Origin of the sequence: Blautia wexlerae DSM 19850 (genome assembly GCF_025148125.1) — a bacterium.
Lineage (GTDB): Bacteria > Bacillota > Clostridia > Lachnospirales > Lachnospiraceae > Blautia_A > Blautia_A wexlerae.
Genome location: NZ_CP102267.1, coordinates 2,198,183 through 2,211,026 on the forward strand (window position 1 = coordinate 2,198,183; position 12,844 = coordinate 2,211,026).

At 30.2% G+C, this 12,844-nt stretch carries 11 protein-coding genes; 10 read left to right on the top strand and 1 reads right to left on the bottom strand.

Annotated features, from left to right (window positions below):
* Positions 1-199: 199 nt before the first annotated feature.
* Positions 200-724: a PadR family transcriptional regulator gene (locus tag NQ550_RS10235; RefSeq protein ID WP_016289315.1), complete on the bottom strand. Its 525-nt coding sequence runs from the start codon at positions 722-724 to the stop codon at positions 200-202.
* A gap of 134 nt (positions 725-858) precedes the next feature.
* Here NQ550_RS10235 and lanM point away from each other — a divergent pair, with 134 nt between their 5' ends.
* The 10 genes from lanM to NQ550_RS10285 all read left to right on the top strand — a co-directional run bounded on the left by lanM (position 859) and on the right by NQ550_RS10285 (position 12,833).
* Positions 859-3,825: a type 2 lanthipeptide synthetase LanM gene (gene lanM / locus NQ550_RS10240; RefSeq protein ID WP_025578793.1), complete on the top strand. Its 2,967-nt coding sequence runs from the start codon at positions 859-861 to the stop codon at positions 3,823-3,825.
* A gap of 102 nt (positions 3,826-3,927) precedes the next feature.
* On the top strand, positions 3,928-5,325 hold the full coding sequence (locus tag NQ550_RS10245; RefSeq protein ID WP_025578795.1) for an MATE family efflux transporter: 1,398 nt from the start codon (positions 3,928-3,930) through the stop codon (positions 5,323-5,325).
* A gap of 601 nt (positions 5,326-5,926) precedes the next feature.
* Positions 5,927-7,126 carry a macrolide family glycosyltransferase gene (locus tag NQ550_RS10250; protein WP_025578796.1) on the top strand — a complete coding sequence of 400 codons (1,200 nt, stop codon included), beginning with the start codon at positions 5,927-5,929 and terminating at the stop codon, positions 7,124-7,126.
* A gap of 46 nt (positions 7,127-7,172) precedes the next feature.
* On the top strand, positions 7,173-8,099 hold the full coding sequence (locus tag NQ550_RS10255) for a tetratricopeptide repeat protein (RefSeq protein WP_025578797.1): 927 nt from the start codon (positions 7,173-7,175) through the stop codon (positions 8,097-8,099).
* 4 nt (positions 8,100-8,103) lie between these two features.
* The gene (locus NQ550_RS10260) at positions 8,104-8,925 is read left to right on the top strand and encodes a cyclase family protein (protein ID WP_025578799.1); all 822 of its coding nucleotides are present in this window, start codon (positions 8,104-8,106) and stop codon (positions 8,923-8,925) included.
* A 51-nt stretch (positions 8,926-8,976) separates the two neighbouring features.
* Positions 8,977-9,213 (top strand): acyl carrier protein, encoded by a 237-nt coding sequence (locus NQ550_RS10265; protein WP_025578800.1) that lies wholly within the window; start codon positions 8,977-8,979, stop codon positions 9,211-9,213.
* Positions 9,214-9,224: 11 nt separating this feature from the next.
* Positions 9,225-9,701, top strand: coding sequence for an SRPBCC family protein (locus tag NQ550_RS10270; protein WP_025578801.1), 477 nt, complete (start codon positions 9,225-9,227; stop codon positions 9,699-9,701).
* Positions 9,702-9,816: 115 nt separating this feature from the next.
* Positions 9,817-11,073 (top strand): beta-ketoacyl-[acyl-carrier-protein] synthase family protein, encoded by a 1,257-nt coding sequence (locus NQ550_RS10275; RefSeq protein ID WP_025578803.1) that lies wholly within the window; start codon positions 9,817-9,819, stop codon positions 11,071-11,073.
* 38 nt (positions 11,074-11,111) lie between these two features.
* Complete coding sequence (locus NQ550_RS10280; RefSeq protein ID WP_025578805.1) at positions 11,112-12,350, top strand: beta-ketoacyl-[acyl-carrier-protein] synthase family protein; 1,239 nt, start codon at positions 11,112-11,114, stop codon at positions 12,348-12,350.
* 39 nt (positions 12,351-12,389) lie between these two features.
* Positions 12,390-12,833, top strand: coding sequence for an SRPBCC family protein (locus NQ550_RS10285; protein WP_025578806.1), 444 nt, complete (start codon positions 12,390-12,392; stop codon positions 12,831-12,833).
* The last annotated feature ends 11 nt before the right edge of the window (positions 12,834-12,844 follow it).

Sequence of the window (12,844 nt, forward strand, 5' to 3'; positions counted from 1 at the left end):
TAGCTCTTCTTCTTTTGTTTCTATAGAATTTTAAAAGTTTTAAGATATACGAAAAATTGCCCATCTTGTTTCTGTGAAGGTTATTCAATAAAATGGATCCGGGACAGTAAGAACATATGGTAAGGTTGAGGATTATTCTTAAAATTAAGTAAGTGACAAATGGGGGAAGGTTTGTGGTTTCTTCCTGGAATATTTGTTTTTAAAAGACGTTTGGTAAAGTGGCAATCCAATTTTCAATTGCTTGGACTAATATAAGTTGCTGTTGTAGAACGGCCATACCTGCAGTTGGAATTTCAGGTTTTTGCTCTTTGGAATTAATATTATCTTCTAAATATGCTTTCAGTATTTCAATGTTATTTTTTATATCAGAAAGGCATTTTTTTTGCTTATCAGGAGAAAGATTATTTATATTTACTATTACTGCATTAAAATCCAGAAAGATATGAATTGGTTTAGAAGAAATATCAAGCATTAACTTCTCAAATTCTTTCTCCCCTGTATCTGTTAAAGTATAAATAGCCTTTTCTGGCATTTTTCCTTCTTTAATCGTAGTTCCTTTTATAAGGCCTTTTTCCTCTAATTGAAGAACTTTTTTATATATAGAAGGGGTACTAATTTTTACCCATTTGGATATATTACGATATTCTACAAGTTTTTGAATATCATAAGCGCTTAAAGCTGATGTCTTTAACATACCTAATACAATTAAATCAATGGTTGCCATGCTGACCTCCTATCCTTGACATATACTATATATTATAGTAGTATAGTTGTTGATTTGGTTATAAATTATACTACTATAATTTTACGGTGTCAATACAAATAGAAAATAACAAATGATTTATTGGGTGAATATAAATGAGAGAACGCTATTTATTTGAAAGAAAATATATAAGAAAAGATAATGAGTTAAAAATTCCTTCTAAATGGGAAAAATTAATAGGAGAAGATACAGTTAAGATACTTTGCAAAGAGTATAAAGAGATTTCTTCTTTTTTTTCTGAAAATACTCAATATTATGAACAGGAAGCTCCCTCAAATGTTGAGTATATGGAAATTTTAGAAATGTATTTAGCAGGGAGTTATAAAAGCGAAATCATTATAGAAAATACAATGAAAGATAAATTGTTTTTTACATTTTATATACCATTTTTTAAACTAGCCCGATATTATTCAAGAAAAAAATATGGAGATATTTTAGAAAAATATTTTTCTAAAGGAATTTATGAGGAGTTATATTTGGCCTTAGCTTGCGTGGCAACCAGGGTTTTAGTTAATGAAATACAGTTTCTTGAAAACAAATTGGTAGGAAAGAACGCAAATGAAAAATATTCTACATATGTTAAAATGTATTTAAGTAATGATGAATATATAGAGGAGCTTTTTCAGTTTTACCCTCTGTTATTAAGATGCATTTTAGAGAAAATTTGTAGTGTCGTAGAGTTTTATCATCAATTGATCAGTAGATGGGAAAAAAATGTAATAGAAATAAAAAAATGTATAAATATAGATAATACCGAGATTACAAAAATTAAGAAAGTAGGGGATAATCACAGAAATGGAAAGCATACGGTGAAAATTTTTTTGAAAAACGGAAATGCTGTATTTTATAAACCAAGAAATTTGAGGATATCAAAAATTTATTATGAATGCTTAAATATATTATATGAATATGTAGGATTGTCATGTTTTAAATATAGAATAGCAGATTTTGGAGAGTATGGTTGGGAAGAAGAAATAAAATATCAAAAATGTAAAAATAAAGATGAAGTAAAAAATTATTATATTAGAATGGGGTGTCATATTGCACTGAGTTACATATTAGATATTCAGGATTTCCATTATGAAAACTTGATTTCTCATGGGGAATATCCTGTGTTTATAGATATTGAAGTGCTCTGTGGACATATCACAAAAAATTATATTCCATTGACCGCTAACGAGAAAGCAAAATTATTTGTAGAAAATTCAGTATTAGGAAGTGGGATTTTACCAAGGGGAAATAAGGAGATGGATATATTTTGTGCTTTAAGCGGAAAAGGCGGAATGAAAACTGGGAGAAAAAGATTGCTCCTGATAAATTCCAAAACTTCAGATATGAAATTTGTATACAAAGATGCAAAAACGAAGAAAGGATATAATAGTCCACAGATAAATCATAAAGAATATAGATATAATGGATTTGTAGATGAGATTTGTCTGGGATTTAGGAAAAGCTATGAATATATCTGGAAAAATAATAAGATTTTTGAGGGACGATTTCAAAACTTTAGTTCCAGAATGTTGTATAATCATACTCAAAACTATTCTAAACTTATTCAATTATCATATCACCCTATGTTTATGACAGATGGAGGAGAAAGACAGCTAATCCTTTCAAAAAATTTCTTCTTCCATATACAAATTAATCCAAAAAATGGAAAAGATTTATTTGAATCAGAGCTATATGCTATGCTTAAAGGAGATATTCCTTACTTTAGTTTTTTATCGAATAAAAAAGAATTGTATATGGATAATCATCAAATGATCAAAGAATATTTTACCATTACACCAGAGCAGTATATTAAAATGCGGATTAAATCATTATCTAGCCAGGATTTATATATTCAACAATATTTATTAAATAACGCTATAAAAGGATCAACAGTTCATTTGGAAAATCGAATGGATTATATGCATGATACAAATTTTTCCGTTATTAAAATATGCAAACAGATTGCTGATTATCTTATGAAAATAGGGATAAAGAATAGTTTAAAAACAGATATTAATTGGATTATTTCCTTGACTGGTACCATACATATATCAGATATGTTTTTATATGAAGGAATTGCTGGCATGATAGTTTTTTTTGCAGCATTAAATGAAGTAGCACCAACAAGAGCATATTTTGAAGTACAGAATATTTTATTGAATAAGTTGCTAGAATATACAATGAATAATTCTTCTTCAAAGGCGTATTCAGGTGCATTTTGTGGTGAGGCATCTATTATTTATACATATTTGGTATTATATAAGATAAGCAACGAAGAAAAATATATAAAATATGCAAAAATACATGAAAATAAGTTGTTTGCTAGTTTGGAAAAAGATAGGATGGGAGATTTGCTATATGGTAATGCCGGTGCTGTCATAATATATTTAAATATGTATGAATTAACAATGGATAAAAAATATATTTTGCGTGCTGAGATTGCGGCGAATTATATTTTGAAAAATTTGAAAGAAACGTATAGCATATTTAATAATATTGAAGGTAATAAAATTTCTCGGCTGGATAGGGGGATTGCACATGGAGGTAGCGGATATAGTATTTGTTTTACAAGATTATTTGGAAAGACAAAGAAGAGGAAATATCTAAACATTGCATTGGAGCTATTAAAGTATGATATTATAAAAAATAAAAAAGAGAATCAAAGAAGTAGAAAGATATATTGGTGTCATGGGGCAGCAGGAATAGTATTGGCGCAGCAAGAAATATTAAAATATATTGAAGATGGTTCATATCAGCATATTTTTGAAGATTATCAGACAAAAATTAGCATGATAGAAAATAATTTTAATATAGAACTGGATAGTTTATGCTTATGTCATGGGATTTTAGGAAATATTATGATTATACAACAATTAACAGGAAAAATTCCGTGTGTACCTTGGACAAGCACTCTGAGTAAATTAAATTATTTTATAGAAAAAAATCTGTGGACAAATTTAGAAAATGGTAATCCAGGATTCATGATGGGATTGGCAGGAATTGGATATGCAGTGCTGTATTTAGATGAAAATTCTAAAAAATTTCCTAATATTTTAAAACTAGAACTCTAAAAAACTCTTCAAGAAATTAGAAAATTTCTTGACTACTACTATAAATTATAGTATTATAATAGATGTCGCTATAATTTATAGTATTAGAAAAGGAGTGAAAAAATGAAAGGACATAACAAAAAAATGGAATTATTAGGGAGTGCACCGATTCCAAAAGCGTTATTGGCAATGGGAATTCCAACTATGATAGGAATGATGATCAGCGCAATTTACAATTTGGTAGATGCCTATTTTGTTGGAGGCTTGGGAACGAGCCAAATGGGTGCGATTTCAGTAACGTATCCTTTAAGTCAGGTGATTGTTGGGTTAGGACTATTGTTTGGTAATGGCGCAGGCTCATATATTTCTAGGCTGCTAGGACGTGGGAATAATGATGATGCTAAAAAAGTTGCGAGTACAGCCTTATACAGTGGTCTTTTACTTGGAATTATTTTCATAATTGGCACGTTAGCTTTTCTTGAGCCAATTCTGAAGTTTCTTGGTACAACAGAAAGTATCATGCCATATGCGATTAAATATGCAAGAATTTTTATTGCTGCATCTATTTTTAATATTTTCAATGTGATGATGAATAATATTATAACAAGTGAAGGTGCGGCTAAAATATCTATGTTTGCAATGTTGTCAGGCGCATTATTAAATATGATTTTAGATCCTATTTTTATAAACGTATTAAATATGGGCGTTACAGGAGCTGCTATTGCTTCAGCTATTGGACAGGCTCTTTCAACAGTTGTTTTTCTTTCATATATTCTTATGAAAAAAAGTATTTTTACATTTAAGATTAAAGATTGTTGTTATTCTAAGGAAAATATGAAGGAAATTTTGAAGATAGGAGTACCAACATTGGTATTCCAGTTATTGACAAGTTTATCAATAATTTTAATTAATAATCAGGCCAATGCTTTGAGTGTAACACATACAAAAGAATATGTAGATTCAGTAATTGCCGGAATGGGAGCTGTAACAAGAATAGTTTCTATGGGAAGTTTAATGGTATTTGGATTTATTAAAGGTTTTCAACCGATTGCAGGATACAGTTATGGAGCGAAAAATTTTAAACGTCTAAATGAATCAATTAAAACATCTATTTTGTGGTCAACAGTGTTTTGTGCGCTTTTTGGATTGATATTAATTTTATTCCCTGCAACAATTATTTCTAAATTTACAGCAGGAGATATGGAACTTGTTAGAATAGGGCAGGCTTCACTCAGAGCAAATGGATTTTCTATTATGCTTTTTGGATTTTATACGGTGTATTCTTCTCTATTTCTTGCCTTAGGTAAAGGTTTAGAAGGATTTATTTTGGGAGCTTGTAGACAAGGGATTTGTTTTGTACCAATTATCTTGTTATTGCCGAGTTTGGTAGGAATAAGTGGTATCTTATATGCACAGCCAATTGCAGATCTTATTTCTGCAATTATCACAGTGTTTATGGCCATAAATTTACACAAAAGTTTGGAAAAGGAAAGACTTTCATATATTAAAAATAAAGAATAATGATAGACTATGCCTTATTATTAAAAAATTGAGAATTAATAAAAATTAGCAGGATATAATTTTCCATAGTTATATCCTGCTAATTTTTTGTACAAATAATAAATATGCCATATACAAAATAGAGTAAAATACTTTCTCTTTAAAAAATTTCATTAATTTTTGCTACGAGAATAAATGAGTATCCTGAATGATTTTTCAACACCAGTCTGGTGATATAAAAATCATGTTTGAGGATCATTTTTTGCGTTCTAAATTTTCATGAAGAAATGGCTTAAGGTTGCTATATAGTGCAGATATGATAAGACATGGATATTCATCTCATATAAATGTATTAATGATTAAGTACAAAAAGGCAATTTTTGAGTATTAGAATTTTGATTATAAATTTCCGGATCTATGATTTCGAGTCATCAAATATTCAATAAAAGAGTGACAATGCAAAGTGTTTTATAGACACAATAAGTTTTTTCATGAAAAGGACAATATATTGCAGATTAGGACATTTTTACCTATATATAAAAAAATAGTGATATTTTTTAGTGGACATATAGTATTGTTCAAAGAAAACTATTCAGAGAAATATATGGGAAGAGGTAAAAAAATGTCTAAAGTATTATTTTTGAATATTCCTTCACATGGGCATATAAACCCAACATTAGGTTTGGTGGAAGGATTAGTGAAACAGGGAGACGAGGTTTTATATTTTACGACAGAAGAGTTCAGAAAGAAAGTAGAAAGTATGGGTGCAACATTTATAAGCTATGGCTCGAAATCTGATTTTTTTGTTCCTAAAAATAAGAAACCAGGAAAATCAATTCTTGATGATTTGCTGAATAGAATAGATGAGGTCCTGAATAGAGCTGATATTATCGAATATATTTTAAAACAAATTCAAGGAATGAAATTTGACTATATTATCTATGGCTCAATGTTTCCATATGGAAATGTAATATCTCAGATATTAAACATCCCGGCTATCTCTTCTTTTGCCGTATTTGCGAAACCAAAAGTTTTTATGGAAAAAGGAAATGAAGAGTTTATAAAAAATCATAAAGCTACGGACACATACCAGAAACTCTATATGAAATTAGAAACTTTATATGGGATACAGATGCCCCCCATGTTAGATCTGTTTTTTAACAAAGGGGAATTAAATATTGCATATACATCTGAATTATTTGTTTCTAACATAAAAGAAGAATATGATGATAGTTTTCTTTTTATTGGTCCACCGGTTTATAATAGAAAAGAGAAAATTGAATTTCCATTTGAAAAAATAAACGGTAGAAAAGTAATATATATTTCTTTAGGAACAGTATTTAATAGTATTGACACCAAACTGTATGAAACGTTTTTTAAAGCATTTTCTGACTATGATGGGATAGTCGTAATGAGTGCATTTAAAATGGATATATCAAAATTTCATATACCAGAGAACTTTATTGTACAAAATTATGTGCCACAGTCAGAAATACTTAAATATGTGGAGGGGGCAATAACTCATGGAGGAATGAATAGCACAAGTGATTTAATATATAATAATGTACCATTTGTGACAATTCCCATAGGCGCTGATCAAAGATATATTGCTAGTAGAGTTTCAGAGCTAGGAGCTACTATTTGTTTAAATAAAGATAATATATCGCCCCAATTACTATCGGACTCCATGAAAAGAGTAATTACGGAAAGAAAATATAGAGAAGCGGTAGAAAAAATTTCTATTTCTTTTAAAGATGCAGGAGGATATAAAAAGGCATTAATGGAGATAAGTAAATTTAAAATTTTACATAGTATAGAATAAATAAGGTAAGGTGTTACGTATGCAAAAATCCTCAGAAGATCTTACAATGGCGCATGAATACTACAGGGAACAGGATTATAAAAATTGTTTAAAAGTATATGATATATTGTTTCATAAAGGAGAGCAGCTTTCAATAAGTGAGCTAAAAGAATACGCAATTTCTCTGCAAAAGAATATGAGATATTTTGAGAGCATTGAAATAGCAAGAAAAATTTTGGATAAAAAAAGAGTAGATATAGATATATTTTTAAACATGTGCATTTGCTTAGGAAAAATTGGAAAATATCCTGATGCGCTTGAGTATTATAATAAAATCTTGAAAATAAATAAAAATTATAATATTCAGATTGGCTATTATGCATATTTGTTAGGACAAGTGGGAAAAAACGAAATGGCAGATTTTTATTATAAAATTGCTATTGATATAGAGCCAGATAATGCATGGTATATAAGTCATTACGCATTTTTTCTTCAAAAAATAAAAGAATATAGTCGGTCAGAGTATTATTATAAAATAGCGCTAAACAAAGATAAAAATAACAGTTGGCTATCAAAACGTTACGCATATTTTCTTAAAGAATTAAAAGGAAAAGAAAAAGCGTATTCCTATTATGAGCAGTTGTTTTGCGAGAATCCTTATAATTATAACTATTATATAAATGCAGCAGAATTAGCATTTATATCAAATGATATAGAAGAATCTTTAAGGTATCTGGAAAAGGCAAACTCCATTAATAAACCTAAAGTTATGGAAATTATACTTCGATTTTATTGGGCAATATATTATATTTTGTCTGATGATTTGAAAGAATTCGAGAAAGAAACATTAGCACTAAAATCTTTGCGCAGACAATATACAGGGTTTATTCATAGAGATTTGACAGATCTCAGTTTTTATATTTCAAACAATCTGAATGAGATTAAAAAACAAAAATATGAATATATTTCTAGTATTTTGTATAAGGGGGAATAGCAGTATGAAAATAATAGATCTTAGTTTTAATGTTGAGCCAAATCTTTCTGAACCTATGTCAATCAAAATAAAAACAAGACCACATTCAGGGGGCTCTAAATTTGGAAGAAAAATAGTATTTATGGGAAAACGTAGTTTGAAAGATAAGGCAATGGCAGTGATTCATTATATGTCAGGGAAAGAACGTATAACTAAAAAAAGCTTTCCTGATCAAGAGTTTATCAACGAACAAAGGATTTCATTGTCTGTTCATACAGGAACACATTTAGATGCTCCTTCACATTTTGGAACAAGATGTGAAGGAAAAAGACCTAAAACAATAGATGAAATACCATTGGAATGGTGTTATGGAAATGGAGTTGTATTGAATTTTTGCAATAAAGGTCCATGTGAAGAGATTAGTGTTGAAGATGTAAAAAAGGAGTTAGAAAGAATTGAATATTGCCTTCAAGAAAACGATATTGTTCTGATAAGAACAGATACGGATAAAAAGTGGGGTAAGCCAAATTATTTTTATGAAGCTCCTGGCATGTCAAGAGAAGCAACAAAATTTTTAGTTGAAAGTGGTGTGAAAATAATAGGTATAGATTGTTATTCATTAGATAAACCATTTATGGCTATGGTAAAGCAGTATTATAGAACGAATGACAAAAAATGCTTATGGCCAGCTCATTTTTATGGACGAGAAAAAGAATATTGCCATATTGAAAGGCTTACAAACTTAGATAAGATCCCAATGAATTATGGGTTTAAGTTTTGTTGTTTCCCTATTAAATTAAAAGAAATGGGAGCTGCATGGGTTAGAGCGGTAGCTATTATTGAATAGTGAGATTTAACTGATTCTTCAGTTAAAATATATAAAAATGGAGGTATAAAAATGGAACAAAAAATTTACGAAATTTTAAAAGAGAGGTTTGGTATTGAAGACACAATTAACTCAGATACAGATTTAGTTAATCAATTGGGATTTGAGTCTATTTCATTAGTAGAGTTAGCAAGTGTCTTATCAAAGGAAACTGGCGTTAAAGTTACTCATAATCAAGCAATAAAATGGACGACAGTTAAATCTATTCTGTCAACACTTGCTGCAACTAGTAAAGATAACAATGCATAAGGAGGTTTTTTATGGGATATACAGTTAATTCTATCATAATAAAAAAAGAGATAAACGAACTGTTCGAGATTATTAATGATGTTAGAAATTGGCCGGAATTACATAACTATCAAGATGTAAAAATACTTGAAAAAAAGAAATTGCTAGATGGAAGGAGAAAGATTGTTTTTCAAGTTACGGGGAATAAAGAAGAGGAACCGGTTGAAATTTGGACATCTCAGAGAATTATAGATGTTACTAATATGTGTGCACGAGGGGTAAGACTAGAGCCTATGTACCCATTTAGACATTGGATACTTGATGTTGTTTTATCAGTAGAAAAAGAAGGAACAAAAATGACCTGGATACAGGACTTTAGTATGGATAAAAATTCAGGATTTACTGAAGAGGCTGTTGAAGAAATGATTAATAAAGGTAGTAAGAAAGAACTTCAAATTTTTAAGGAAAAAATTGAGAGTGGCATAGTTAGCAGCAAGACAGAATTATAATAAAATATCAATAAAATGGCAAGGAAAGATTTGTGAATTGTGCTTGGAATTTTTTGAAAATCTTTTATGCCATTTTATTATTCTGTAAATAAAGATATATTATAAGGAGATTCAGATGAGAAGAGTTGTCGTAACGGGGATAGGACTAATTACGCCTATAGGCATAGGAAAAGAAGAATTCTGGAAAAATAATAAAGACGGAAAAAGTGGTATATGCGATATGCCAGAACTGGAAAAATTCGGTTTTGAATCTAAGGCTTACGGTTATGTGAAAAATTTTAAGCCAGAGCAATTAGGATTAACATTACGTGAAATTAGAAGAATGGATAGGATTACTCAATTTGGAGTTTTATGTACAGATCAAGCTGTTAAAGATTCAAAAATAGATTTATCTAAAATAGACAAAAATAGAGTAGGCGTTAATATTGCAAATGCAGTAGCAGGCACAAAATTCATGGATGAAGAATTTTCAGTTTTAACCAATAATGGAAAAGAGGTGGTAAATCCGGAAGATATATCACCTTATGCATATGCACGCTCTATGCCTAATACAACTTCAAATGAAGTATCATATCGTTATGGTTTTAATGGAACCTGTTGTACAATGGCAACAGGATGTACAACAGGAATTGATTCTATAGGATTTGCGTATGATCAAATACGGTGTGGGGAATTGGACGTAATGATATGCGGAGCGGCTGAGGCTCCAATAACACCTATAACTATTGCTGCCTTTGAAGCAATAGGAACACTTTCTACAAATAATAATCCGCCAGAAAAGGCCTCCAGACCTTTTGATGATACGAGAAATGGATTTGTTTTAGCGGAAGCAGCAGGGATATTAGTTTTAGAAGAACTTGGACATGCTTTAAATAGAGGTGCACATATCTACGGAGAAATTGGGGGATATGGTTCAGTAAATAATGCCATGCATATGACAGGTTTGAAGCCAGATGGTGAGGATTTATCAAGAGCAATAAAAATTGCAATAGAGGAAGCTAATATCACACCATTTGAGATTGATTATATCAATGCTCATGGTAGTGGAACCAAACAAAATGATATAAATGAAACAGGCGCCTATAAAAAAGTATTTGGTGAGCTGGCCTATAAAATACCGATGAGTAGTACAAAATCAATGACAGGTCACCCTCTTGGTGCGGCTAGTGCAGTAGAAGCAATTGTTTGTTGTCTGGCATTGGAAAATAATTTTATGCCACCTACAATTAATTATAACAAGAAAGATGCACTATGTGATTTGGATTATATACCCAATTGTGGAAGAGAAAAAAATTTAAATGTTGTTTTAACAAATGCCAGTGGATTCGGTGGACTTCATGCAGCCATGATTCTAAAGAAATATATAGACTAATTGATAATAGTTGTTATTGAATAAAAAGGAGTATACAGATGAATAGACGAAGAGTTGTCATAACAGGATTGGGAGTGATTTCACCATCAGGAAATGATGTGGAAACATTTTGGGAATCGTTAAAACAAGGTAAATCAAGTATAGGCCCAATTACGAAATTTGATACAAGCGATTTTGATGTAAAAATTGCTGGGGAAGTAAAAAATTTTGACATTAAGAAATACGGATTTCCATTTATGCTTACTAGGCAATTAGATGAATTTACACATTATGCTATGGCTGCAACAAAGATGGCTTTAGACGATTCTATGATAAATCTTGAAATGGTTGATAGAACCAGAATGGGGGTTTTTGCAGGCAATTGTCTTGGAGGAGTTGGGTTTGGTGAGAAAGAATTGTATAATTTATATAGAGAAGGTTGGCAGTGTGTAAGTCCCTATCAGTCTATTTCATGGTTCTATACTGCACCACAAGGACAAATCTCAATTTTTTACAAATTAAAAGGTTATAGTAAAACTTTTGTAGCAGATAGAATAAGTTCTGATGTTGCACTGGGGTATGCATATCAATCGATTATGTTGAATCGTTTAGATACTTGTTTGGTTTGCGGCACAGAGGCTGGAGTATTTCCATACGGAATGTCACTGTTTTCAAGTAGTGATGTTTTATCAAAAAAACGAGATGCTTGTTATTGTCCATATGATTTAAAAAGAAATGGAATGATTCTTGGGGAGGGGGCAGGTACCTTAGTAATTGAGGAATTAGAACACGCATTAAAGCGCAATGCGCCAATATACGGTGAAATTCTTTCCTTTAGTAATAATTGTGATGGGGTTCATCATAAAGAAAAAAATAAAAATGGAAAAAAATATAAAGAGGTAATAGAATCTTGCATTAGAAAAGCAAATATATCGTATGATGAAATTGATTATATTAATTTAGATGGTGCTGCTCTATGGGAAGATGATGTCATTGAAACAAATGTATTAAAGGAAATTTGGGGAAAAGAAATTGGTACAGTATCTTTAAGCTGTCCTAAATCAATGTTTGGAAACACTTTTGGGGCTGCTGGAGCATTAGATGCAATTATTAATTGTTTGGCAATCAAAAATAACACAGTACCTCCCACAATAAATTATGAGGATCAGGATTCAAATTGTGATTTGAATTATACACCTAATAAAGCTTTGCATAGAAATATCAATACAGTATTACAAATTGCAAGGGGGAGAGGGGGAATTAATAGTGCTATGCTCCTTCGTGAATTTAAAGAATAGTATAGAAATTGGCATGTTATAGAAAAGAGGTTATGGAGAGTGCCTGTAATAAAAAAGGAGATAATTTTAAAAGGTACAACAAAAGAGATATTTAAAAGAATGTCTGAGTATAGCTTTATTCAAGAAATGAATTCGTCTGCAAATGTATGTACAAAAATTATTTTTAAAAAACCAAGAATCATCAGATATGGTATAGAAGTAAAGAATATTGGGTATTGGGAATCTGAAAGGGTATTTATACCAGAAAAAAATGTAATTATTACACAGCGTAAAGAACCGATGGGACCATTTAAATATTTAGTTGTTATCTATGTTTTAGAAAAAGATAATCAGGGAACAAAATTTACATATATTGAAGAATTTGACGTATGTGATAATTATCAAAATGAAGTAGAAAAAATTTATTCTGACATTTCAAAAAAAGTAAATCCCATTTTACAAAAGATCACAGATTATTTTAATTTGGAACATATTTTGCAATAAGTACTATTGAT